Source organism: bacterium (assembly GCA_030693205.1).
Lineage (GTDB): Bacteria > Patescibacteriota > Minisyncoccia > JAHIHE01 > JAHIHE01 > JAHILZ01.
On the sequence record JAUYBG010000010.1, the window covers coordinates 136,305 to 160,274 of the forward strand.

Annotated in this window: 21 protein-coding genes and 1 other RNA gene; 4 read left to right on the forward strand and 18 right to left on the reverse strand. The window is 39.5% G+C overall.

Features of this window, described 5'->3' with window-relative positions:
• Window positions 1–133 precede the first annotated feature (133 nt).
• The 15 genes from Q8N37_02570 to rsmA all read right to left on the reverse strand — a co-directional run bounded on the left by Q8N37_02570 (window position 134) and on the right by rsmA (window position 15,150).
• Window positions 134–748 (reverse strand): hypothetical protein, encoded by a 615-nt coding sequence (locus tag Q8N37_02570; GenBank protein MDP3057382.1) that lies wholly within the window; start codon window positions 746–748, stop codon window positions 134–136.
• 9 nt (window positions 749–757) lie between these two features.
• On the reverse strand, window positions 758–1,879 hold the full coding sequence (locus tag Q8N37_02575) for a glycosyltransferase (GenBank protein ID MDP3057383.1): 1,122 nt from the start codon (window positions 1,877–1,879) through the stop codon (window positions 758–760).
• On the reverse strand, window positions 1,879–3,300 hold the full coding sequence (locus Q8N37_02580; GenBank protein ID MDP3057384.1) for a sugar transferase: 1,422 nt from the start codon (window positions 3,298–3,300) through the stop codon (window positions 1,879–1,881). Before Q8N37_02580 ends, Q8N37_02575 begins: the two co-directional genes overlap by 1 nt.
• A 62-nt stretch (window positions 3,301–3,362) precedes the next feature.
• Window positions 3,363–3,909: RNase P RNA component class A (rnpB, locus tag Q8N37_02585), an RNA gene on the reverse strand.
• A 177-nt stretch (window positions 3,910–4,086) separates the two neighbouring features.
• Window positions 4,087–5,496 carry an ABC transporter ATP-binding protein gene (locus tag Q8N37_02590; GenBank protein ID MDP3057385.1) on the reverse strand — a complete coding sequence of 470 codons (1,410 nt, stop codon included), beginning with the start codon at window positions 5,494–5,496 and terminating at the stop codon, window positions 4,087–4,089.
• Window positions 5,497–5,546: 50 nt separating this feature from the next.
• Window positions 5,547–7,364, reverse strand: a complete 1,818-nt coding sequence (locus tag Q8N37_02595) for an ATP-binding protein (GenBank protein ID MDP3057386.1) — start codon at window positions 7,362–7,364, stop codon at window positions 5,547–5,549.
• 46 nt (window positions 7,365–7,410) lie between these two features.
• Window positions 7,411–8,106 (reverse strand): hypothetical protein, encoded by a 696-nt coding sequence (locus Q8N37_02600; protein ID MDP3057387.1) that lies wholly within the window; start codon window positions 8,104–8,106, stop codon window positions 7,411–7,413.
• A 193-nt stretch (window positions 8,107–8,299) separates the two neighbouring features.
• Complete coding sequence (locus tag Q8N37_02605; GenBank protein ID MDP3057388.1) at window positions 8,300–8,737, reverse strand: PrgI family protein; 438 nt, start codon at window positions 8,735–8,737, stop codon at window positions 8,300–8,302.
• Between the two features lie 108 nt (window positions 8,738–8,845).
• Window positions 8,846–9,469, reverse strand: coding sequence for a hypothetical protein (locus tag Q8N37_02610; protein ID MDP3057389.1), 624 nt, complete (start codon window positions 9,467–9,469; stop codon window positions 8,846–8,848).
• Window positions 9,470–9,522: 53 nt separating this feature from the next.
• Complete coding sequence (locus tag Q8N37_02615) at window positions 9,523–11,613, reverse strand: hypothetical protein (GenBank protein ID MDP3057390.1); 2,091 nt, start codon at window positions 11,611–11,613, stop codon at window positions 9,523–9,525.
• A gap of 133 nt (window positions 11,614–11,746) precedes the next feature.
• Window positions 11,747–12,352 (reverse strand): hypothetical protein, encoded by a 606-nt coding sequence (locus tag Q8N37_02620; GenBank protein ID MDP3057391.1) that lies wholly within the window; start codon window positions 12,350–12,352, stop codon window positions 11,747–11,749.
• Window positions 12,353–12,627: 275 nt separating this feature from the next.
• Window positions 12,628–13,593, reverse strand: coding sequence for a hypothetical protein (locus Q8N37_02625; protein MDP3057392.1), 966 nt, complete (start codon window positions 13,591–13,593; stop codon window positions 12,628–12,630).
• Between the two features lie 47 nt (window positions 13,594–13,640).
• Complete coding sequence (locus tag Q8N37_02630) at window positions 13,641–13,958, reverse strand: hypothetical protein (GenBank protein ID MDP3057393.1); 318 nt, start codon at window positions 13,956–13,958, stop codon at window positions 13,641–13,643.
• Window positions 13,919–14,116, reverse strand: a complete 198-nt coding sequence (locus Q8N37_02635) for a hypothetical protein (GenBank protein ID MDP3057394.1) — start codon at window positions 14,114–14,116, stop codon at window positions 13,919–13,921. Before Q8N37_02635 ends, Q8N37_02630 begins: the two co-directional genes overlap by 40 nt.
• 56 nt (window positions 14,117–14,172) lie before the next feature.
• On the reverse strand, window positions 14,173–15,150 hold the full coding sequence (rsmA, locus tag Q8N37_02640; GenBank protein ID MDP3057395.1) for a 16S rRNA (adenine(1518)-N(6)/adenine(1519)-N(6))-dimethyltransferase RsmA: 978 nt from the start codon (window positions 15,148–15,150) through the stop codon (window positions 14,173–14,175).
• A 298-nt stretch (window positions 15,151–15,448) separates the two neighbouring features.
• Here rsmA and Q8N37_02645 point away from each other — a divergent pair, with 298 nt between their 5' ends.
• The 3 genes from Q8N37_02645 to Q8N37_02655 all read left to right on the forward strand — a co-directional run bounded on the left by Q8N37_02645 (window position 15,449) and on the right by Q8N37_02655 (window position 17,354).
• A complete protein-coding gene (locus Q8N37_02645; GenBank protein ID MDP3057396.1) occupies window positions 15,449–15,850 on the forward strand; it encodes a hypothetical protein in 402 nt (133 codons plus the stop codon).
• A gap of 578 nt (window positions 15,851–16,428) precedes the next feature.
• Window positions 16,429–16,608 (forward strand): hypothetical protein, encoded by a 180-nt coding sequence (locus tag Q8N37_02650; GenBank protein ID MDP3057397.1) that lies wholly within the window; start codon window positions 16,429–16,431, stop codon window positions 16,606–16,608.
• An 80-nt stretch (window positions 16,609–16,688) separates the two neighbouring features.
• Window positions 16,689–17,354, forward strand: a complete 666-nt coding sequence (locus Q8N37_02655; GenBank protein ID MDP3057398.1) for a hypothetical protein — start codon at window positions 16,689–16,691, stop codon at window positions 17,352–17,354.
• Window positions 17,355–17,411: 57 nt separating this feature from the next.
• On the opposite strand, the gene Q8N37_02660 is transcribed toward Q8N37_02655, so the two are convergent.
• The gene (locus Q8N37_02660) at window positions 17,412–19,394 is read right to left on the reverse strand and encodes a UvrD-helicase domain-containing protein (protein MDP3057399.1); all 1,983 of its coding nucleotides are present in this window, start codon (window positions 19,392–19,394) and stop codon (window positions 17,412–17,414) included.
• Between the two features lie 570 nt (window positions 19,395–19,964).
• Here Q8N37_02660 and Q8N37_02665 point away from each other — a divergent pair.
• Window positions 19,965–21,041 carry a LysM peptidoglycan-binding domain-containing protein gene (locus Q8N37_02665; GenBank protein ID MDP3057400.1) on the forward strand — a complete coding sequence of 359 codons (1,077 nt, stop codon included), beginning with the start codon at window positions 19,965–19,967 and terminating at the stop codon, window positions 21,039–21,041.
• Window positions 21,042–21,228: 187 nt separating this feature from the next.
• Here Q8N37_02665 and Q8N37_02670 read toward each other — a convergent pair whose 3' ends face one another.
• Together Q8N37_02670 and Q8N37_02675 are read right to left on the reverse strand one after the other, a co-directional pair.
• Window positions 21,229–23,097: a NosD domain-containing protein gene (locus tag Q8N37_02670; GenBank protein MDP3057401.1), complete on the reverse strand. Its 1,869-nt coding sequence runs from the start codon at window positions 23,095–23,097 to the stop codon at window positions 21,229–21,231.
• Between the two features lie 277 nt (window positions 23,098–23,374).
• Window positions 23,375–23,968, reverse strand: coding sequence for a hypothetical protein (locus Q8N37_02675; GenBank protein ID MDP3057402.1), 594 nt, complete (start codon window positions 23,966–23,968; stop codon window positions 23,375–23,377).
• Between the last annotated feature and the right edge of the window lie 2 nt (window positions 23,969–23,970).

A 23,970-nucleotide genomic window follows, 5' to 3' on the forward strand; every position in this document is an offset into this window, starting at 1 on the left:
AGAAAAAAGGCGATAAAATTCGAGTGAAGCATGAAAAAAATAATTATTAGCAAAAGGTATCAGCTGAACGTCTTTAAAGAAAAAATAAGTATTGGCAGATAAATTAGAAAAATCAAGATACTGCTTTTGCTTTTTACTTCTCACCCGAAAAATAATTCTTCCCTAGCGCCATAAATATTCCCAAAAACAACCCCGCAACAACAGCTAAAACTCCATTTAGCAAAAGATCACTCTTCTTTTCGACCGAAAGCGGGTCGGAATAAATTACCTGAAAGCCAATCTGCTCGGCGCTGGAAGCGGAAAGCAGATCCGCTTTTTCCTGCAAAACATCCGTCATCGCGCGAGCCAAACTTTTTGCCGTTTCTTCGTCTTTAGTCTGATAACGCACCCTGACATACTGGCTGGAAAGCTTATCCGCCTTAAAAATTTTGGAATAGTCTTTCAGACTTCTCATTTCATTTTCCGCTTTGGCCCGAATATAAATTTCATTGGCGACTGAAGCGCTCGCGAGCCACTGGCTGATGTTGTCGGCGAAAACATCGGACGCCTGAACGGCATAATAGCCGTCATATTTATAATACTCCGTCTTTTGCGTCCCACTTCGGGAAATCAGCAAAAGCATATCATTTTCATAAGATACTTCTTTTAAAAGAGAGAACGCCAACACTAGAAAAAATAAAACCAAGATCGAAATGCTAATTAAGTTTTTTTCTTTTTTAAAAATTCGAATGTATTCTTTTAGTTCCATAACAATAAATTAAAATTTAAAATTATTTATTTTTTTAAATTCTACCCATTCCCTTTCCACAAATTCTTTTATTTTTTTCTTAAAAATTTCCTTATCAAAACTCCTGACGCTATCCTTTATTTTTTCACCATCGAAGTTTTTGTCCTTAAAATCGCGGACTGCGCCAACGATCGCATCCACAGTCTGTTCATCGAAGAATATGCCATTTATGCCTTCCTTGACGATCTCGAGCGCCCCGCCTCCCCGATACGCGATAACCGGCGTGCCGGAAGCCAAAGACTCCAGAGCGACAATGCCAAAATCTTCTTCCTGAGGGAAAAGAAAAGCTTTCGCCTTGGCGTAATGATCCCGAATCTCTTCATCGGACTGCCAGCCCAAAAATTCTATGTTCGATTTTGCCATTTTTTTCAATCTTTGCATTTCCGGGCCATCTCCGATTATTTTCAGCCGCAAGCCCAAAGTATTGAACGCTCCGACCACCAAATCGAACCTTTTATACGGAATCAGTCTTCCGACAATTAAAAAATAATCCTCTTTCTTGATTTTCTTGTCCGGATTGAAAAACGCCAAACTGACCGGAGGATAGATCACTTCCGCCGAACGGCGATAATATTTCGCGATGCGCTTGGCGACAAAATTTGAATTGGTGATAAATTTATCGACGCGATCGGCGGAAATCTTGTCCCAAAGCCTGATATAATTCATCGCCAGCGGAATCGCCTTCCTGATCAGCTTCGCGACGGAAAAATTTTCAGTATAGCTGTAATAATCATCCCACGCGTATCTCATCGGCGTGTGGCAATAACAAATATGCAGCGTTCCGGAATTAGAGATTATTCCCTTGGCATAGCTGTTTGAATCGGACAAAACAATATCGTAAAAAGAAAGATCAAAGCTCTCGATCGCCATGGGCATTAAAATCGGAAAAGAGCGATGATGCGATTTTGACAGCGGCAAGGATTGCAAAAAAGAAGTATAGATCTTTTTACGGCCAAACCTGTTTTTAAAAATATTTTTATCGTAAACCAAAGTATAGATCGGAGCATAAGGAAAAATTTCGCTAAAAACCTCCAGCACTCTTTCGGCGCCGCCATATTGCACTAAATAATCATGAACTAAGGCTATTTTCATTATTCCGCCTCTCTTTTGTTAATCACCGCCGGTATGGTCTTAAAAAGTATTTTCATATCGAGCCAAAAAGACCAATTGGACAGATAATAATTATCCAGATCAAGTTCCTCGTTCGTGCTAAGATCCGAACGCCCGCCAACTTGCGCCAATCCGGTAATACCCGGTTTGATCTCCAGGTTTTTTCTGTAATAACTGCCGTTTTTTTCCACTTCTCTGGCTTGATGAGGCCGCGGTCCCACCAAACTCATTTGTCCCAATAAAACATTAAAAAGCTGCGGCAGCTCATCAATGCTGGTGCGGCGTATGAATTTGCCGAAGCTTGTCACTCTCGGGTCGTCTTTGATTTTATAAATCGCTCCGTGCCTCGTGTTTTTTTCTTTAATTAATTTTTTCTCATACTGAAGCGCTTGTTCATTCTGAACGCCAAATTGCTTCCCCGTGCAATAAGCAAGTTTCATCGAACGAAATTTAAAAACATCAAAATTTCCTTTGGCACCGACTCTTTCGCTGTAATAAATAACCGGGCCTTTCGACTCAAGCCTTAAGATCAGAGCCGTAACGATCATCACGGGAGAAAAAATAATAATTCCAAAAATCGCCCCGACAATATCAAAAGCCCGCTTGATTATTTTTCCCCATCCGTCCAAGGGAGTTTTTTTAATTTCAACCAGCGTAATGCCTTTGATCGTTTCCACGTCCACGTTGATCGTTTTGGCCTGAAAAAGATCGGGAATAAATTTAAAATCAATATGATAAACCTGGCAATATTCCAGAAGTTCAACAAGGATATTCCGCGGTATGGCCAGATCAGCGACAATTACTTCGTCAAACCTGACGGCATTGTAGCTTTTTTTAAAAGAATCCATCGAAAATTGCTTCTTGTCAACGATCGACCGATACCCAAGCGAAAGATTTGTCTGAAATTCCCTTACCAGATCCGCGCTTGCCTGGTTTTGGCCGATCACCAAAACCTTATGAACTCCGTATCCATACTTTCCGATCATATGTCTTCTGGTTTTTTCCAAAATTATTCTGCCGGCGAAAACAAAAGTTATGGCGAAAAGCCAAGCGGCTAAAATAATAAAACGGGAAGAAAACAGGTCTCTTGTCAAAAAAGTAAAAAAAACCAGCGTCAATACGCCGAGCGTCACGCCTATCAATATTTTTGAAAAATCTTCTCTTAATTTTCTTTTTGTTTTAAAACTATAAAGCCCCAGCAAAGAAAAAATGACTATAAAAAAAAATGCCGCCGCTAGCGCGAGGACCGCATAACTGCCAAACGGCAGATCGAAAACAACTGGCCTGATATCGGTAAGACTTTTGTTAAAGCGCAAGAGATACGCAGCCACGCCGGCTAAAAAAAACATCAAAAAATCTACCGGCACTAATAACATATTAAATACTAGTTCTGCCTTTTTCATACAGTTTTATTATGAAATATTACCTCCAAAACGGCAATTACCATTAATTCCCGATAAGCAATGATCAAAGCAAGTCTATAAGCCGAGTTCTGTCCTCCGCCTTTTGCAAAACGGATGGATAGTAATCTATCTAGCCCCAAAATTGCTCATGGGGTCAAGCGAGCTACTTTTAATTCGCGCGAAGCGCGAACTTTGCTCTTGCTCCTGACAGGGTTTACCATCGCTTTACCGTTGCCGGTAAGGAAAAAATGTGGCATTTCTTGCGAAAAACCTCATTTAACTTTTCACCTTTTGCCAATGCCCTGCAACGGAAGCTCCAAGCACCAAATCCCAAATCCCAAACAAATCACAAATCTCATTTTCAAAACCAAATTATTTGGAGTTTGAATTTTTGTGCTTTGGAATTTGTTTGAAATTTGAAAATTGGGTTTTGGAATTTCCAGTGCAAGGCACTGGTTAGTATTGTCTCTGTGGCACTTTCCCTAAGGTTTCCCTTGGTCGACGTTATCGACTGTCATTTTTACATCCGTTAAAAAACGAATGCAGGAGCTCGGACTTTCCTCCCCTCATCTTTATAAAAAAGCGAGGGGTAACTATCCAACTTGCTTTAATTGTTGCCACTTTATTTTAACAGAAAATAGACTTTTGTCAATCCCAGCACCAAATTCCGAAATAAGTATAACGTATAAATTAGTTAAGCATCTCGGTATCGCCTTCGGCTTACTTTATCTTAAAGGCAAGATTATCTAAAGAATTGGTGCGGGACAAGCCCTTTTAAATGAGATATTAGAATCCATAGCTTAAAAGCATAACCATTTCCAGGTCGCGGGTCATTTTCTTTGCGGTAACTTTATTGAGGCCGACCCCTCCCTGTTCAAAAGGCCTATCAAGCATTTCATAAAAAGATCCTTTGTCAAAATCGCCGATCAATCGATTATATATCGCGGATTCCATTCTGATTATTTGCCTATCCGTCAGATCTCCTTTCAAGGGATCAATAAAACTGTATCTTAATTCCGTAATTTGACTCCAAATAGCTTTAAATTCGGGATGTTCCTGGTTCATGTTTTTTGCTAATAGCCCGTCTCCGGCCCCGCCTCTTCTTCCTTTGATAATAGTTTCGGTCTTGGCTATAACATCTTCAACCACCTTTCCCAGACGCATCGCGGTCATGCTGTTTAAGCCTGCGCCTCCTCTTTCATAATCCGCATCAAGCTTAAATCTCAACTCTTCCTTATTCATTCTTCCCGACAATCGATCATGAACTATATTTTCGATCCTGGCAATTTCATCAACATCATAATCGCTTAATAAATAATTCGCCAAAAGTTTCGACTTAAAAGGAATCAAAAGCATATTTAATTGCGTGGAAGACAAGCCGGGAAAAGATCTTTGCAATAACTCAAGCTCTTTGGTGATCTTTTCTTCAAAACCACTGGTCGCTTTTGCGCTTTCAGCCTGTTTCTCTTCCTTTAACACCATCTGGGGCCTGACTTCTTTATTTACCACTTCTTTCTCAACTCTCCCATCCTTAATATAAAATATGCGATTGGCATAAACCAGATGTTCCGGATTATGAGTGACCAAAATCAATGTTTTCTCTTCTTTTTCATTCAATTCTTTCAAAAGCTCCATAACCTTGACGGAAGAAACGGAATCCAAGTTTCCTACCGGCTCATCGCAAAGCAATATTTTCGGATCATTCACCAAAGACCGGGCAATGCCGATCCTCTGCTGCTGTCCGCCGGAAAGCTCTGTCGGAATCTTATCGGCATGCTCTAAAATTCCGAATCTCTCTAAAAAACTTTTCGCTCTTTTGACTCTCTCTTCCTTGTGCACACCCATAAAAACTTGCGGCAAAGTCACGTTATCCAGCACGGAAAGCGAAGGGATCAAATTATAAACCTGAAAAATCATCCCGATCCTGGTCCGGTGGAAAGCCGCTAATTCATCTTCGTTCATGGTAGAAATGTCCTTATCATCCACAAACACTTTTCCTTCTTTGTTCATTTCCAATCCGGCAATGCTGTTCAAGAGCGTTGATTTTCCGCATCCCGATGGCCCAAAAAAAATTATATATTCCCTGGGATAGATCTCTATGTTAATATTCTGCAACGCCCAAAACTCATTGGTAGTTTTTTTATTGTAAACTACATTTAAGTTCTCTATTTTGATAACCGGCTTTAGAGTATCCACAGTAATAAATACTTGTTAAATGATAAATTCAAAATTTTAAATTTTTCCTTTTACTTCGCTCCCATCTCTTTTTTGGCTCTTTCTATTTCCAATATCTGCTCGGGGTTGGAAGTGATAATTTGATCTTCGGAATATGAAGCGACCACCTTGATCGCGGCGTGTTTTGTTCCGGCAAAAAATATTCCTTCCCCCACATTGCTTTCCAGCAATAAGAATTTTTCTTCATCCGTCAAATAAAAAGTTTCCTTGATCATATCGATGGCGGCCGGGGATTGCCGCATCAGAAGCTGAAGCGAAGAATTGGTCACGATCGGTTTGCCGTATCGCGAGCTCAAAAAATCAGTAATATCCTGGGTAATGGTGGTAAGCCCCATATAATATTTTCTGCATCGCTTGGCGATGGCGTACATAAAAGCGGCGGCTTCTTCGTTTTGCATCATAACCCAAGCTTCATCAACCACTAAAATCCTCTTTTTCAACTGTCCCCTGATCAGCGTCCAAATATAGTGCAAAATAATATACATCGCCACCGGACGCAATTGCTCTTCCATATCGCGGATATTGAATACGACGAAACTTTTGTTTATTTTTATATTCGTCGGCTGATTGACAAATCCGCTAAAAGTCCCTTCCGTGAATTTTTTCAACCGCACAGAAAGAGATTCCGCTCCCTGCATATTGGCAAGAATTTCCCCCAGATCGCTCATAGTCGGAGGAATAGCTGTGGCAAAATCGGAGGTTGGAGTAATATCTTTTATCGCGTAAGTTTCGCTGATGGCGCGATCCAAAATCGCATCCTCCTCGGGCGTCAGGGCGCCGAACATTACCTTCAGCAATCCCGATATATGAATAATGTTTGTTTTTAAAACATCGGCGGGAGATTCGTCTTCCAGAGGAACAGGCAGGTCAAAAGGATTAATATGATGATCGCTGGTCAAAGAAATCCGCAAAAATGCCCCGTTAACGGTTTCCGCCAAATACTTGTATTCATTTTCCGGATCGATCACCAACACATCAATACCGAACATCAAAGTCCTTAAAATTTCAAGTTTGATCGCGTAGCTCTTACCGGCGCCGGATTTGGCGAACACCACCATATTGGCGTTTTCCATCGAGAACCGGTCAAAAAGAATCAAGCTGTTGTTATGCCGATTTATGCCATAAAGAATGCCTCTGTTTGAAGTCACATCGCTCGACACAAAAGGAAAGATCGTCGAAAGCGGGCTGGTATTCATATTGCTGCCGATGGACAATTTGTCCTGGGCTAAAGGTATCGTGGAAGCAAAAGCGTCTTCCATCTGGAAAACCGCTGGTTTCGCGTAAACCAGTTGCGCCTCAAACATTCCTTCCACCTCGCGCCCCATTTTATCCAATTCTTCTTTGGTATCCGCGTAAAAAGTGATATAAATCCCCAGCCGGAAAAATTTTTCCGATCCTTGCTGTAAATTATCGCGGAGGCTCTCCGCGTCCGCCAAAGCGGTTTCCAGCATCGGATCGCGGACTTTTCCCGCTTCTTCTTCCATCCTGATACGGGATGTGACCTGAGTGACGACTTTCAAAAGACTTTTTAAAACCGTAACGCTATCCACCGGATGGATGAAAAGCGCGACATCGAAGGTAATATCATAATTTATCACGGGTGAAAACCAATTCGTCTGCAAATACCGCGGATAAGTATGGATAAAATAAGTGGCGGCCATTTTCTTGCCGATAATCAGATAATCCGACATGATCTTGTATGCTGACGGGGCGATCAGATCTTTCACGGTTGATACTCCGCGCTGATAGTTTTTTTCCTGTTCCATCAGATCCTTGATCGCAAGGTCTTGAGACGCCGGTTTTTTAAAAATTTTGTCGAGAAATGACATAACATTATAATGATAAAAATAAATTCAAAAATTTACTTGGCAAAATTTACATCGCCACATCCAATTGTTCTATCGCTGTCAATCCGCCATGCTCGGAAATTTCCGGATTATAGATCGTATAGAATAATTCGATCAGCTCTTGAGTGTTAAGCGTGGTCATTTTCACTCCTACGCCTGATAAACCGCTGGCTACATGCTGAACTCTTTGCATCAATTGATTCCTGTTCTTGGCAAAATCCTCGGAACGGAACGCGCTGGGCTTTTTCGCGCCTGACTGGGTCAATCCGCTTAAAAAACTCTTTCCGGCCTGAGCCAGCTCTTCCGACGGAGAATACGGCACCACAATATAAAAAGTTTTATTGACGATGTTGGACATCTCGATCAATTCCTTGATAAAATTCCGGTACTCGCCGATCTGGACTTTCAATAATTCATTGGATTGCTCTTTCTCGCGGATCGTCAGTGTCTTATAATAATCTTCGATGTTCAGTTTTCTGGAGCTGACCACTATCTGTATGGAAAAATCCACGGAGTTTAGGAAACCCTGAAAATGATAAATGATAGCGTCCTGTTCTTCCTGGGATTTAAGGGCGAAATTAATGCTGGAGACCATCAGCACGGCTCGCAAAGCCTGATTTTTTAAAATTATCGTACCTTCCTTGATCTCGCTAATATCAAGATAACGCTGAAAACTATTGATATTTTTTTGTTTTTCTTCGTTTTCCCTGAAAAACTTATCCATGGTGTTTTTTTATAATATATTATTTCTGTACATTAAAAACTTTGTTTTTTAATGTTCGATTTTTTTAAATATCGGATATTTTAATAATTTTTAATTTCGAATTCTGAATTTCGAATCAAATTCGAATTTATTAATTTTGAAACATTCAATCATTCAAAATTCACTCAAAATTCAAAATTGGAAATTCAAAATTTTAAACTGATTCCCTTTCTCCTTCCGCCGCTATTGCTTGCTGAGTATCCAGCATCCACGCCAGTTCCTGGAGCCGATTGCGGGAAATAATTTTATACTCCGCGCTTATATTCTCTTTAAGCGCCTCTTTTTTGATTCCGCGTTTGATCAAAATTCCTTCCGGTTCTCTTCGCCAAATATATAATTTCGGCTTGAAATTGTAAGTAAAATAATTGGCGATCAAAACATACAACGGCCGGCCATTGGGTTTGTAGAAGGCAAATAAAATGGCGGCAATAATGGTCGGCAGAGCTATCAATACGGCGATAAAAGCGACGAATATCAGCGAGGACATAAAAATAATCATCGCGCCCAATCCAAGAATGACAGTCTGCTTGACTGTCAGCGGTCCAACTACCGTGTCTTCAACATCAATAAATTGCGGAACAGGATATTGCATAGTTTTAAACGAAGTTTAAAATAAATTTTTAATTTCGAATTTTTAATTTCGAATGAATGACTTAATTTTGAAACATTAAAACATTCAAAATTCAAAATTGGAAATTTGTCATTCTATTACGGGTTCTCTCTTCAGCCATTCATATAATTTCAACAGTTTTCTCAAAGTATCCGCCTGGCTGGTGTTCAAGCGCGCGCTAATCGCGTTTTTTTTCGCGTAATCGAGCCAGGTAAGGTCTTTCTGGGGCTCGGTGCCATGCGTTCTGTCATAATCCAAAAGCCAATTTTTTATTGTTGGCATCTCGGGATTATTCGCGCCAGTGACAAATATTTTTCCTCCGCCGATCTGCTCATTGTTTTCATGCAGCGCTTCCATAATCGGCTGATTGACCATTTCAAGCCTTGTTTCTCTGGGAAATAATAATTGCCGAGTTTCAATTCTTTCCATTATATTTATTTCCTCTACATTTAGCGCGCCGACAAGAGATTCTTTTATAAATCTAGTCATTTCAGTATCTTTCAAAAAAGGCAATCTTACCAGTTTTAAACAAATCAACAAATTAGAATATTCTTCTATTCCTTGCTCATTATTTTCTGGCAATTCTAACAATTTACTTAAATTAAAATTAACTTCTTCTGTAATCTCTTCCGCTGAGCTAATATCTAAATCATCAACCGCCTGCTTAACCTTTTGTTTAATTTGTTCAATTTTATTAGTTTCTTTTTGTTCCATATAAATAATTTTATTCCCAATCTATTTATATATTATTATATTTATTAAACACTTTACGGGAAAAAATGAACAATATCTGCATAAAGACCCGCTTCAGCTGCAGATAAATGTTGAGGGGGAACCAAGGCTGCCAATCTTGTTTCTTTCTTTAGAAGTCCTATTTTCATTTGTTCTGCTTCTTCTGGTTTTAACTTTTTAATATGACTCTTTGCTTCTACTGTTTGCAAACTTGGAGCCAAAGCCGCTCCCGTTTCATTCCAGTCTCCATTTTCATTAATAAAAGTTGATGCTCGTAATTCTTTCATTGAGCTCAAAGCATTGCTTCTTCTTACTGATTTAACAATATCCTCCCTATGCCATTCTTCTTGAGTTTTCGTTATACCATTTTTTGTAATATCAGGAGCGCTATAATTATAAGTATCCCATTTTTTGCTTCCTTTATCGTAATGACCTAAATCCGCTAATCCCATATTTCCTTTCTTCTTTTCCAGATCTCCGATATCTTCAAAAAGTTTAGCCGCTTCTTCTGAATTCATATGCGGTATTATATGATCATGAACAAATTTATTATAACCTGCAGCGTCTGCAGTATATTTATTACCAGTTGATTTATCTGTTTGCGTTGCGGCCATCGCGTATGACTTGCCTTCTACTGCCCCCATTCTTAATAATACCTGCTTATCCGTAATATTAGTCGCACCTTGAAACATATCAACAATTTCATCCCCATTCGTTGTGGCAAAATCTTTTATTCTTCGTGCTACATCATTTCGATTGGCAATATCCTTATAATGAGTTTCCTTGCCTCCAAGTCTTTTCGGCGCACGTATATCGCGCATTTGTCCTACCGCTACATCGTAATCATGTTCTTGCTCAGATGTTTTAGCCTTCCATCCTCGTTTTATTGCTCCAGGCGATAAATACGCCCTTGCTCTGTTGAATTTACCTTTCCACCCACTTCTTTGATCTTGTGCACCTCTCGCCAACCACCTATCCGTCGCCCCCCCAGCATAACTCATCGCTCCTTTCCCAATCCTCTCCCCCAACCCCGTCGTATTCTTCATTATCGTATCGGTCCCGGCTAAACCCAGCGATTTTGTAATTGGAATTATTGCCAAAAGAAAAACCAAGGGAATTGCATTTTGAATAATTATAATAATAATATCGCTAAACCAGCCAAGATTCGGATCACCGGCAGAGATCGGCGGAACAACAATCCTTATCCGAGCGAGTTCACCGGAAATATAGAGCATCAAGGCAAAAATCGGGCCAAAAAGCGTATAACTCCAAATATTATCCCACCATTTTTTTGATAAATTTTCCATCCCCGGCATCACTTCACCAAAATAGGCAAGTGGCGCGAGAATTAGAAGTATTGCCAATCCGGCTGTCCTAACTATAAGAAACAATGCCAATGCCAGCAAAATAAAAGCATAAATAAAAGTATAAACCAAAGCAATCCCCGCCCCTATCGCCATCTGCGCTGTAACTCCTGAAAAACTAAAATAACTGCCTACATTTAAAACGTTGTATTCATTGACAAAATTACCTGCTATCCTCATCAATCCACCCGTAAAATCAGTAAAACAAGACTCCGGGATAGCGCACATCCATGATAATATCCCGTACATCAGAATATTGCCAAAATCTATGATCACACCGGCGATAACATTGCTGAAATTTATCAAAAAAATCGCCAGGATTAGCTTGGGCAAAGATTTTTTAATATTATATCTGTCGCTTTGTACGATTGTCCCAAAAGCCACCAAAAGCATCAGGAGAAGAAAAAGCAAATTGCAAATATCTCTAATAATTGTCCATCCTTGATATATACCCGGATTGGAAAAAACTTGATTCATAATCGCCGGATTCAAAACAGCATTAAGAGTATAAGCGGCGATTCCAACTATCACCCAAGCAATCATAAGCAAAACCGAAAAAATTACATATATAATAGGAAAAAGTGTGTGGCCTAAAATAGCATCTTCCCAACCGGCGTACACCAATCCCTTCGGCAACGCTAAACCGACAACTATCAAAACCGCCAAAACTGAAAAAAGTTTAGTATGTTTTTTTAACTTAAACTCCTTAATATTTTTTAAACTAAATTTTTCACGCAATCTTGATAAAAATATTTTTAACATAAAAAATTATTTTAATGTTTAGTTTTGTGTAGCTAAACAATTTTATTTAATTATACCACCATTAAAATTATAACGCAATATAAATTTTAACAAAAAAAGAAGCAATAGAATGATATCTATTGCCATGAATTTTTTAAATTAATTTATAGCGTGAATGTACTATATTCACGCTACTTATTTCTGTGGTATTACTTAAGCTCTGTTTCGAACTCAAAACTATTGGATACCGCATATACTGCTGCGGAACATCCTTTATGTATGATGTGGAAATTTTTTCCAGTCCTACATAAAAATACGGATCTTCTACGTCGAAGACCTGCGTCAACCGCAACCAGTTTGTACCGAACCACAATTGTTCCGGCGCCATTCCAGTGGGAACCGCCACTGGATAACAGTCCTGATATCTCGGATTACCGTTATAATATATCACCGCGCGATGATATATTGCATCTTTCTCGGAGTAAGTGCATTCCCCTCCAAGGTCTTTAATATACCCTTGCGAATATTCCACAAGATATAAACCTGCGGATATATCCAGTTCCCTAATCGGATTTGAACCGGGGTTAACTTTCACGCTCCCGATGGTGGTCAGATTAGAGGAACCCGCGATTGTTATCGTGAACGGCCCTGTGCAGACAAGGCTTTCACCTTGAACTTTACAATTTCCAACAGTAAGGTTTTTCAACTCAGTCGCCCCAAGTACCCTGTCCGGTACCTCCAGAATGCCATTATAGACCATAAAAAATCCAAGCAGGATTACAATGGTCCATGCGACAATCCCTATAATGCTTATTTTTGGTCTTTTTATCTTACCTCCAAACCATCCTGTCGTTGTCGGAGCTCCTACCTGTTGTGCTGCTCTTGCCTTTAAAAATTTGTAGATAACAACTAAAACCACAATTACGATTGGTATTAGCGCTATCCACAAAGGCAAACTCATTAACAAGCTGATGCCTAAAACAAACAGTGTCAAAGGAATTAAATAAACCTTCTTAAAGTCCATTTCAACCTCCTCTATTTTTTATTCTTGTTTTTCGGCTTTACCCTTGTCTTTTCCTGTTCTGCTTTCACATCTTCAGGCTTTTTTTCAGGTGCTTTTTCAGCTGCTTTATTTTCATTATCGCTTGTCGCATCTTGACCAACGCCCATTCCGATTCCGGTCATTACAGGCATAGACATTTTTCCATCGGAGCCCATGGTAATTATCTTAACATTTGCTCCTTTTTGGGCCGCGTCTGCCCACTTTTGCGTGGCAAGAAATTCTACCGCTTCCTTACTGGTAAGACCTTGATCTTTTAATTTCTTCATTTGTTCTTCAAAGAAGGATCCTGCGCCTTTTCCTTTTTGAACTTCCTGAGCAGCTTTCTGAACTTCTACTTGTACCTGGGCTTTTTCAACTTTCTCTTGCAATACAGCAATTTTTTCATTTTGAACTGCTGTAAATTTTTGCTGAAGTGTCGATAAAATCGAAGTATCAAGCACTTCTACTTCCGGAATTAAAACCTCTTCTAAGTCAACCCCATATTCTGCTAATTTTTTGTCCCCTTCACGCTGAAGTTGATCAGTTAGGTCTTTTCTTGCCACTACGCCCACTGTTCCTTCTTCCGATTTATCCAGCTCAAGAACTTCTTCTATACTCAAAGCGGCCAAACGACTTCTCACAAATGCGGTCAAAATTTCTTCCAAACCATAGAAATATTTCTCGTCACTTCTATATCTTACATTAATTGCTTCAAGCTCGGCGACATAAAAGTCGTGAACGCTTAAATTGTATGTGACTGCATATGCATCCATGATTCTAATTTTAGCAACCACGACCGGCTTAATTTTTACGCCGCTTAATAACAAAACCGGTTTGCTTTCATCTCTAAATAAATTAAGAAACTGGGAAGAATCTACTTTTACCCTGCTTACAACCCTAGTTAATCCTGGTATTGTAATATAAGGTCCCGGTTTAGCCAGATCATTGAATTCACCCATGCAGCTAATAACATATTCATATGGTCTTGGTACAAAATGTAATGTCATTATTCCACCACCAGTGTTGTAATAAACACAGCCCAAATTATCGCGGTAACTCCATATATTATATTATTTCCAAAGCCTGAATAATAAGCTGCCGCGCTTATCGCCCCTGAAGAAATCACAAGGAATATTAACGGCGCAAGTATTACTTTTGGGTATTTTGATATCTTAATACCCTCTTCTTCCGCTATTTGCTGAACAGACCTGTGCCGCACAAGAACACTGTTTTCTTCTCCATTTTTTGGTTTCTCCGCCTTCTTCGCTTCTCCTTGCTCCCTGTTCAGTCTATCCAGTTCGCTTTCTTTTTCTTTTTCAGCCATATTTCTTCCTCCATTACATTCATTTCAATTATTTTCATTCTTTTCCTAATCAATTCCAGCATTTTTTCGAATGCCAACATTCTTTCTTTTGCATCCTCTAAATTGTAAAGAGCATGATTTTCCCACTTTCTGCCGGTTTTTGCTTTAAAAATAAGCAAATAAAAACTGGCAGTTTGTGGACTTACCAGTATAGCATAAAATAGCGATTTGTCAATTAGTTTATGAATTTTTCGCGCATTTTCAGCCAATCTTCCATGCCTAACTCCTGCGCGCGGGTTTTATCGCTAAAACCAAGCGTTTTTAGCGATTCGCGGACTTCGGTTGGTTTAAGGCGAAGTCCGGCCGCTAAATTATTCGCCAAAGTTTTCCTCCGGCTGGAAAACCCGATTTTCACCAATCGCCAAAAAGATTTTTCTCCTTCTTTACTTGCGGCTTGCCGCAAAAATAAAGGGGGGAACCCTTCGGAGCCTTGCTTGTCCGCCGAAACTTTAGTGAAGGCGGGGCGAAGGAGGGTGGATTGTTTTGATAAAACTTTACTGTCTTTATTCACGACAATTTTCAAGATCGCTGATTCCACTTTTGGCGCCGGCCAAAAAGACTCCGGTTTCACGATCTCTACCACGCTTGGCGTGCCATAGAATTGGACAAAAACAGAAATGACCGACATTTGCCCCGGCTCGGCGGAAATTCGCTCCGCCACTTCGCGCTGGACCAGAAAAACTATTTCCTCCGGCCTCGTCTCCGCCGTAAGAATTTTTCTCAATACCGGCGAAGTGATGTAATAAGGGATGTTTGATACGACTTTATACTTGCTTGGACATTCAATGTCCAAGTTGGACTTGGACATTGAATGTCCAAGCAGCAACTTTTCAAGATCAACCTCCAAAAAATCATCATTGATAATCTTCAAACTTTTAAATTCTTTTAAATTTTCTTCCAGCACGGGGATCAGGTCTTTGTCTTTTTCGATCGCCACTACATTCGCGCCTTTGGCAAGCAGAGCTTCTGTCAAAACTCCCAATCCCGGGCCAATCTCGATCACATTGTCGCCTTCCTTGATATTTGCGGTGGCAATAATTTTTTCCAAAACTTTTTCATCAATCAAAAAATTCTGCCCAAGAAATTTATTGGGAGCGAAATTATGCTTTTTAAGCAGGCTTTGAATTGTATCGGGATTGGTTAAATCGAACATAGTTTAAAATTTTCAATTTTCAAATCCCAAATCTCAATGAAATCACAATGAACTAATTTTCAAATTGAACATTTAATCATTGAAAATTCATTGTAAATTGGTACTTGGTGCTTGAAAATTACAAAAAATCAATTTATATTATTTTTACTAAAAGACTCATTAATTTACCATACGACGACATAACAATCTTATCCTCGATCAAGCCCTTGACTTTTCCCTTAATTTACCCTAACCTATCAATAATAGCAAGGAGAAAATCGTGAATCTTTGCACATTACAACATATAGGAGGTGAAATTATGAAAATTTTAGAAAAAGGAAAAGATGTCGAATGGAAGCGAGAAATTGTGTGTACACACTGTAAATCTAAGCTAGAAATAAATGCCGATGATATTTTCTACTCTAGCCGCTATTCACCAATTGGAAGTAACGGTTGCCAAGAGTACAGTATAAGCTGTCCTACTTGTAATATTCCCAAACTGTTACTTTTTGACAGCGAGAATGGTGTAATTATAATAGATATTCCTGCACACATAAGGCTCCGCGCTAAAAATCGCTACCTCAAAGCCAAAAATATAGAAGCAAAAAATATAGAAGCAAAAAAAGAAAGCACCACAGGAAACCGACTCGTGTACTTCGTGGTACTAGTGATATTTGTTATATTATTCATCGCCTTCTATGCAAATGGTTTTGCAATATAGAAAAATATAAGTTATCTCATTAAACCTAAGCCCCCAACTTAGGTCTTTTTTTTATCCAATTTTTACATCATCTGTCTTCCCGAACTTGTTTCGGGATCTATTGTTTTTTAGCATTAAATGCCGCCACACATCTTAAAAGCGAAGCCAATCATTTTTGTATGCATTAAAAGAAGCCCTATGCAGACAGAAATGGTTGACGAGCTTGAAACATCAAATAAATATTGAAATTCTTTATCAACTAATTAGTTTCTGTTGAAATAGTCCTTGTTTTCTGTCATTCCGATTTGCCCGCAGGCGAAGAGGAATCCCTTGGACATGTAAAATAGCAAGTATAAGCGATTTCTCTCCGCCCACTGGCGGATCGAAATGACAAATTTGTTTATTTTTGCCATAACAGAAAAAATTATCACTATTTCAACAGGAACTAATTAGACACTGAAACAAGTTCAGCATGACAAAAATTTAAAATAATTCAAATTTCAGGCTTAATAGTTAATTTGGGTGCCTAAAAACTTCAATTTATGGCATACTATAGATAAAAAGTTAATCTAATCTATAATTAATTTTAAATCTATAGTATGTCATTTAAAAAAAGTGTATATATTGCGGCTGTTCCAAGGCAATTAAAAAGGGTAAAAGAAATGGAGTTTGGCGATATAAATGTTCTGTTTGTAACAAAAATTTTCAAAGCAAACGAAGAAAATCCAGATTGCAGAATAAGCTTTGGAAAGAATATGTTTGCGGAAAACAAACCTTAAAAGATTTATCAGCCAAATATCATCGAGGTAAAAAATGGATAAATCGGCAATTAAATTCAGTAAAAATTTCTCCAAATGATTTGCCAAAACCTCAACCGATTGTAATCATCGCCGATGTCACTTTTTTTGAAAGAAGCTACGGAGTCGCGGTGATCAGAGAACCGAATTTAAAGAAAAATATTTATTGGAAAGAAGTATCAACAGAAACTCCGGAAATTTACTGGCAAGCCAGAACTCAAATCGAACAGCTGGGTTTTATTCTAAAAGGAGCGGTAATCGACGGTAAAAGAGGCGTTAAAGAGGTGTTTTTGGATCTTCCGGTGCAGATGTGCCACTTCCATCAAATAGCCATTATCAATCGATATTTAACCAGAAAACCAAAACTGGATGCGGGCAAGGAATTAAGAAAAATTACACTAACGCTAACCGATTCATCTGAAAAAAAATTTACTGCCTTATTGGATAACTGGCATGAAAAATGGAAAGATTTTTTAAGAGAAAAATCATTCAATCCTGAAACTCAAAAATTGCATTACACTCACAAAAGATTAAGATCGGCCTTTCGAAGCTTAAAAACAAATCTGCTTTACCTTTTTACTTACCAAAAATATCCTGAATTAAAAATCCCAAATACTACCAATTCCTTAGACGGAACATTTTCCTATTTCAAAACTTTACTGAGAATTCATCGAGGAATGAACAAGACCAAAAGATACAAAGCAATATGCGAGATACTTAAAAATTAAGCACCCTAATTGACCATTAAACCAAATTTCATGATTCATGCTTCATGATTCTATTTCCTAAAACCCTAACTCTTCCTCCACCCTCTCCATCAAATGATCCGGGATCTCGCGCAGGAAGCGCGACGGCGCGTTGGCCTGCATAATATCGCCCAGGTTCCGGCGCTGGCTAAGCAACAAATAAAGTTTTTCTTTGGCGCGGGTTATGCCGACATAGAGCAATCTCCGCTCTTCCTCGAGCTGGTTAATATCGGCGAGGCTTCTCGAGTGCGGCAAAATGCCTTCCTCGAGCCCGACAATAAACACCACCTTGAACTCCAAACCTTTCGCCGAATGCAAGGTCATCAGATTGATCGCGTCATCGTGGATTTTGCGCCCTGTTTCTTCAAAAAGCGACGCTTCCGCCAAAAATTCCACCAAAGCTTCTTTCAAAGGCAGTTTGGCGTATTTTTTCGCCACCGCGATCAATTCTTTCAAGTTTTCTATTTTTTCCTCGCTCGAGGGCGAGGCAGCCGCCAAATATTTCGCGTAATCTATTTTTACTAAAATTTTCTTGATCGCTTTTTCCAAATTTAAGTCCTCGCTATTCTTGATCTCCGAGATCAAACCGGCAAATTTTTTCACGCTCTCCGCAACTTTCGCGCCAAGCCCAAGCTCTTCCAGATCGGTTTTCTTAACCCAAGAGGTCAGATTTCCCCCGCTTTTCTCCAAACTCTTGAATATTATTTTCTCGCTTTTTTCGCCGATGCCGCGCGCCGGCACATTGATCACCCGCGCCAAGCTGACCAAATCGCTGGGATTCTGGATAATTTTCAAATACGACAAAATATCTTTTACTTCGCGCCGGGAATAAAATCTCACTCCGCCCACGATCCTGTATGGCAAAGCTTCGTTGATAAAAGATTCTTCGATTATCCGCGACTGGGCATTAGTGCGATAAAAAACCGCGCAATCCCTGAAACTGATCTTTTCCTCTTTGGGTTTTTTAGCTGACTCGATGATCAGGCTTTGGATAGTCCGGGAAATAAAATTCGCCTCGCCTCTCGAGTCCGCAGCTTCATAAATAAAAAGCGGATGGCCTTCGATCTTCTGCGAATAGATCTTTTTGTCATGGCGCAAGACATTTTTTGAGATCAGCCCTTGAGCCGCGTCGAGTATGCGCTGGGTTGACCGGTAGTTCTCTTCCAGGAAGATCATCTTGGCTTCCGGCCAGTCTTTTTCAAAAGCCAGGATATTCCTGATATCCGCGCCCCGCCAGGAATAGATCCCCTGATCCGTATCGCCGACCACGCAAATATTCCTGTTCGCGCCGGCCAGCATCTTGATCAAAGTATATTGAGCCAGATTGGTGTCCTGATATTCGTCAACCATAATATGAAAAAATCTGTCCTGATATTTTTTTAAGATATCTTTGTTATCCTTAAAAAGCTCGTGGAGCTTGCAGATCAGATCGTCAAAATCCAAAGCATTATTTTTCTTGAGATTTTCCTGATAGCGCGCGTAGATCTTCGCCACCTGCTCCTGCCAAAGCCCGTGCGCCTGCTCCTGGAATTGTTTTTCGCCGATCAGCTCGTTTTTTGCCCCGGAAATCGCATATTTTATCGAAGTCGGACTGAATTGTTTGGGATTGATCTCGAGCGCCTCCATTGTCTTCTTGATCTGAGATATCGAATCGTCCTCGTCATAGATCACAAAATCCGATTTCATTCCCAGATGCTTGGCTTCCCGGCGCAAAACCATATTGCCGAATGAGTGGAATGTCCCGATTACGGGCATGCTGTCTTGAGCGTCTTCATTTTTTCCGCCACTAAGCAATTTCCTAAGCCGGATCCTCATTTCTTCCGCCGCCTTATTGGTAAAAGTCACTCCCAGAATTTGATCCGGATTTATATGCTGCTCTTTTATAAGATAAGCAACCCGGTGGGTCAAAACCCGGGTTTTACCCGAACCCGGACCGGCCACGATCAAAAGAGGTCCGCTTGGGTGCGTCACCGCCTCGCGCTGTTTTTCGTTCAAGCCTTCCAAGATATCTGAAATTGGCATAATAAATATATTTTATAATTTTCAAACAATATTCTAATTATAGGCTACTTTCAAATATTATTCAACTACCCTCTATATTATCAGATTTCCTGTTTTTACTATTGACAGAATTAGCTTTTTATAGCGTAATATGCTTTTTGGTGGATAACTTGGGCACTTTCCGTGGTTAAAACCCGTTAAATTTATTGTTTTTATGTCTATTCTTCTTTTATCCAAAAGGAAAACAGCGCAATAATGGTTTTCTCCTTGACTTCATTTTCCCCTATGGTATACTAATTGACATTGGGAGTTGCTTATACATTTTAGAGATCAAACGCCCCTATCCTATAAGATAAGGATAAAGAGCGGCGCATTAATCTGATATAATTAATCTTATAATATCTTATCGGCTATCTGACCCCGAACCGATCATACATTTCTGGATTATTTAAAAAAATAGATAGACTTTAAGATAAAGAAGGACTTAAAAGTATCGGTATTTTATTTTTAGCGAAAAAATTAATAAAAAATATAGTTAACGCCTCGATTAGCCTTCTCCAAAGAGGGGTCTTGAAGATAACTGTCGCAAGCATGGCAATCGGCGTTATTTTAGTTAACCAAGGACTGGCTATGAATCCCGCGGGAAACAATAGTCTTTTTAATTATACCGGTTCCGGATTGGGCGGATCGGAAGAGCAGATCACCGAAAGCGGATTGATCAACACTATAAATTATTATGTCGGCTTGTCTTCAGGAAAAGAATATGTCGGCTTCGATGCTTCCCTTATCCCTCCTGATTCCGAGCTTAACAGCGCCGCGAATTCCGGTACGGATAATTTTTATGACGATGTGGCAATAGTAATAATAAATAATCACTCGCTTATTGCTTCGGCAAATTTTTCCGAAAGCGTGAATGCAAAGAAAAGGGAAGTTTTTGTTTACGAGGTTAAATCCGGCGATACGCCGAGCGCCATCGCGGATTCATTCGGTATTTCCACCAATACCATGCTCTGGGCCAATAATCTTGATCTGTCCAGCGCCACCAAGATCAAACCGGGCGACAAACTGGTCATTCTTCCGATAAGCGGAGTGCGTCATGTAATTAAAAAAGGCGAAACCGTCGCCACGATCACCAAAAAATACTCCGCTGATAAAGAAGAGATCCTGGCTTACAATTCTCTCAAGGAAGGGGATGCCTTGGAAACTGATTCTATCCTGATCATACCCGATGGCAAGATGCCGGCTCCTCCGGCGCCAAAAAAACCGAAAGTTATTTTGGCTTCTATCTCAAAAAACAACGAGGATTTAAATAATATCAATACTGTCGCCGGCGATGATTATTCCCCGGCCCAAGGCCGTCGTTTCCCGTGGGGTCAATGCACTTATTATGTCGCTATCCGCCGCTATGTACCATGGAACGGACACGCTAAATACTGGCTGGCGAACGCCAGAGCTTATGGGTTCAAAACCGGTAATACCCCGCAAGTAGGCGCTATCGTAGCTACCACGGAAAATCCGCGCTATGGACACGTGGCTTATGTAGAAGCGGTCAATAACGACAAAATCACGATCTCCGAAATGAATTTTGTTGGTTTGGGAATTAAATCAGTCAGAGTTATGTCGGTCAATAATCCGGTGATCAGGGGTTATATTTACGACAAAGAATAAGTCATCCTTATTTATCAAAATATTTTGCGAATTTAAAAAATACACCTCAAAAGGTGTTTTTTGTTATTTTAAAATTTAGATGTTTTGAGCAAAAAAATAAGCCGAAATTATTGTTCTTTTAATTCAGCTTTTCAAATGTTTATTTTTACTTGCTTGTTGCTTTTCTATTTTTCACCTCTGCTAATTTCTAGTTTTGCCATTTATTCATCAGCGGGTATCTGTCTCTGCTGCTGCCTCCGGGTATTGGATATGGAGTATTGCCAATGCCGTCGCCATTCAAATCTATGCCTGTATAATCGCTGTAATAGTTGCCTACAGTGCCATTGTCCCATTGATTGCTGCTTGTGTCATAACCATTATAGCTATTGCTAACAAGATTATTTTGGTAAACTTTGTTGTAGATAGAAGCTTCCAAAACGATCCCATAGCTATTATTCGAGGCGCTGTTGCCATTCACTGTATTGTTGTTGCTGGAATACCATATATAAATACCGTTACGGTGGTTATTCGATACATTGTTGTCAATCAATGTGTTGTTGCTGGAAGAATACAGAAAGATACCGTCAACATTGTTTGAACTGACATTATTACCGATCAATGTATTGTTATTGTTTCCGCCTTCCATCAGAATGCCGTGGGCATTGTTTGAACTAACATTATTGCCAATCAGCATATTATTGCTGGAATACGCCATATAGATACCAAAATGATTATTCGGGCCGGCATTGTTGCCAAAGAGCGTATTGTTGTTTGAAACAATCCAAATTCCTGCTCCTGAAGAGCTGGTATTAGTCGCGGTAAATCCTTCAAGAGTGATTCCGTCCGCGGAAAGCGTGATCGCACTTCCACTGCTATGGGCATCTACGACAGGATTTCCAATTCCCTTCAATGTTAACTGCTTATTTACATTCACGTTTTCATAATACGTGCCGCTGTAAACATCAATCTCATCTCCCGTGTTCGCATCATTGATGGCTGCCTGAATACTTGCGTAGTCAGTATTTTTATTGACATTATGCACAGGTCCGGTGGGTGCTGGTGTGGGCGTTGGTGTCGGGGTCGGTGTTGGAGGCGGTGCTGGCGCGCTGATGGTGAAATATCCATCGCTGGTATCGGTACGTTTTGAGTTTTCCATACTCGTAACAATTACCTTGTAGTCTGTTCCTGTCTCATGGGTGGCAGGAATAGTCCAAAGATACGAACCATCGCCGTTATAGTCTGTTGGGACAAATATAGCAATGAGTTCGGTTAACAAGGGAGAAGAACCTTTTTGAAGTTCAATTTTTACTGATGTTGTCTGCTTTCCTGTATACTTCCACTGGATCTTTTGCTCGCTTTCAACCGGCCAGTTTTCTCCGCCGTTGGGAGAGAGAACTACAATCTTTTGTTTTGGCGGGATTGGAGGTGTTTTTGGCATTACCACAACAACAGAACCACCAGCACGTCTGGCATTACAATTTTCTGCACTTTTGCAAGTCATGGCATCCCAAAACTCGCTATTAAGATAATATTTACTACTGCCCTTAGATGTTCCTGGATCATTAACTATTATATGAGTGGCATTATATCCCGTTACTACGACAAAATGCCCATCTGCATAATTATATCCTCTGTTTGAAAGATATTTTGCTGTTATAGATACAATAATAGGATGACCACTATCAATTTCTTGTTTAATCTTGTCTATTGTCCATCCTTTGTCTTGGTAACTATCCGTGAATCCTCCATATTCTTTAGCTAAAACTTCTAGTATTGAGGTAGTTGTAGCTGCCCCATTGTAGTTGTTTATTGGCTGTTTTTTGCCATATGTTTTATTAAGCCAATCGTCTATATCTTTAATTCCCTGTTCGGTTGGAATAGTGCCATTATAATATGAGAACACCATCAACGAGGAAGTTTGTCCGCAGTTTTGAGTTCCTGTTGTTCCTGGTGGAACTTGTGCTTTAAATAGCACTTCAAGTGGATTACTATACGCCGCTCCTACCATAGAAAGCAGTATTAATACAGTTATGGCATAAGCCAATATTCCTATTCTTTTTCTAATCAATTCTTTCATCTTTTATCACCTTTTTCTTATATTGTCTTTTGTTCGTCTGTCGATACCATCGGAATCTATTAGATTCGTCATTTTTTGTTTCTTGATTGTAGGGTACATTTTCCTCTTTTTATCACTTTTTACTCTTCAATTTAGTGATAATGAATATCGTACCACAATTTTCTGTAATGTCAAGCAAAAGACAGATGTTACTAAGTTGATAGTGTTTAAAATCCACAAATTAAAAAAGCGAAATTGTTTCGCTTTTTTAAAAATCATTATAATATTAGATAAAGTTTTATTTAGTAAATTCAAAAGTAAAAAGAATTTGATCAAAAGTTTTATTATATCCTAAGTTTGAATCAAAATGATATAAAATATTTTCTTTCGCAACAAACCAATGAGGTGTGCCACAGCCCAGCTCAAAACCATCACAAATAGAAATTATTTTTAATCCCTGGGTACCTCCGATCATTAATAATTCTTTAGTAAAATTTATTCCATCCTGGCCAAACTCGGGTTTTATTAATTGAAGGAGATCGGATCCTGCTTTAATAGTTATAATTTTTATTCCCAGAGCGCTTGCATATGGACCAGGTACGCTTTCTGGTATTTCTTCGTTCGGCTGAATAAAAATATCTGAGGGACTATCAGAATAGAGATACCATCCTACTGGATATTTTATTTCAAACCCAATATCTTCATTCCTATAAGTCTTCCAGTCCGAAATATCAACAACAGGCGTTGGTTCTACTGTCGGTTGCACAACAACCGGCGAATAATTTTTAAACGCAGGAAGATAGACGACAATAATCAGCGCTGTAATAAAAGCGAATAAAATAATGACAAAAATTAATAGTGATTTTATAGATGATAATTTATTTTCAGCCATAA

Excerpts from the sequence above, each read along its gene's own strand:
- Q8N37_02570 (MDP3057382.1), bottom strand. The coding sequence starts at position 748 with ATGGAACTAAAAGAATACATTCGAATTTTTAAAAAAGAAAAAAACTTA.
- Q8N37_02575 (MDP3057383.1), bottom strand. The coding sequence starts at position 1,879 with ATGAAAATAGCCTTAGTTCATGATTATTTAGTGCAATATGGCGGCGCC.
- Q8N37_02580 (MDP3057384.1), bottom strand. The coding sequence starts at position 3,300 with ATGAAAAAGGCAGAACTAGTATTTAATATGTTATTAGTGCCGGTAGAT.
- Q8N37_02595 (MDP3057386.1), bottom strand. The coding sequence starts at position 7,364 with ATGTCATTTCTCGACAAAATTTTTAAAAAACCGGCGTCTCAAGACCTT.
- Q8N37_02600 (MDP3057387.1), bottom strand. The coding sequence starts at position 8,106 with ATGGATAAGTTTTTCAGGGAAAACGAAGAAAAACAAAAAAATATCAAT.
- Q8N37_02605 (MDP3057388.1), bottom strand. The coding sequence starts at position 8,737 with ATGCAATATCCTGTTCCGCAATTTATTGATGTTGAAGACACGGTAGTT.
- Q8N37_02610 (MDP3057389.1), bottom strand. The coding sequence starts at position 9,469 with ATGGAACAAAAAGAAACTAATAAAATTGAACAAATTAAACAAAAGGTT.
- Q8N37_02615 (MDP3057390.1), bottom strand. The coding sequence starts at position 11,613 with ATGTTAAAAATATTTTTATCAAGATTGCGTGAAAAATTTAGTTTAAAA.
- Q8N37_02620 (MDP3057391.1), bottom strand. The coding sequence starts at position 12,352 with ATGGTCTATAATGGCATTCTGGAGGTACCGGACAGGGTACTTGGGGCG.
- Q8N37_02625 (MDP3057392.1), bottom strand. The coding sequence starts at position 13,593 with ATGGGTGAATTCAATGATCTGGCTAAACCGGGACCTTATATTACAATA.
- Q8N37_02630 (MDP3057393.1), bottom strand. The coding sequence starts at position 13,958 with ATGGCTGAAAAAGAAAAAGAAAGCGAACTGGATAGACTGAACAGGGAG.
- rsmA (MDP3057395.1), bottom strand. The coding sequence starts at position 15,150 with ATGTTCGATTTAACCAATCCCGATACAATTCAAAGCCTGCTTAAAAAG.
- Q8N37_02645 (MDP3057396.1), top strand. The coding sequence starts at position 15,449 with ATGAAAATTTTAGAAAAAGGAAAAGATGTCGAATGGAAGCGAGAAATT.
- Q8N37_02650 (MDP3057397.1), top strand. The coding sequence starts at position 16,429 with ATGTCATTTAAAAAAAGTGTATATATTGCGGCTGTTCCAAGGCAATTA.
- Q8N37_02660 (MDP3057399.1), bottom strand. The coding sequence starts at position 19,394 with ATGCCAATTTCAGATATCTTGGAAGGCTTGAACGAAAAACAGCGCGAG.
- Q8N37_02665 (MDP3057400.1), top strand. The coding sequence starts at position 19,965 with ATGGCAATCGGCGTTATTTTAGTTAACCAAGGACTGGCTATGAATCCC.
- Q8N37_02670 (MDP3057401.1), bottom strand. The coding sequence starts at position 23,097 with ATGAAAGAATTGATTAGAAAAAGAATAGGAATATTGGCTTATGCCATA.
- Q8N37_02675 (MDP3057402.1), bottom strand. The coding sequence starts at position 23,968 with ATGGCTGAAAATAAATTATCATCTATAAAATCACTATTAATTTTTGTC.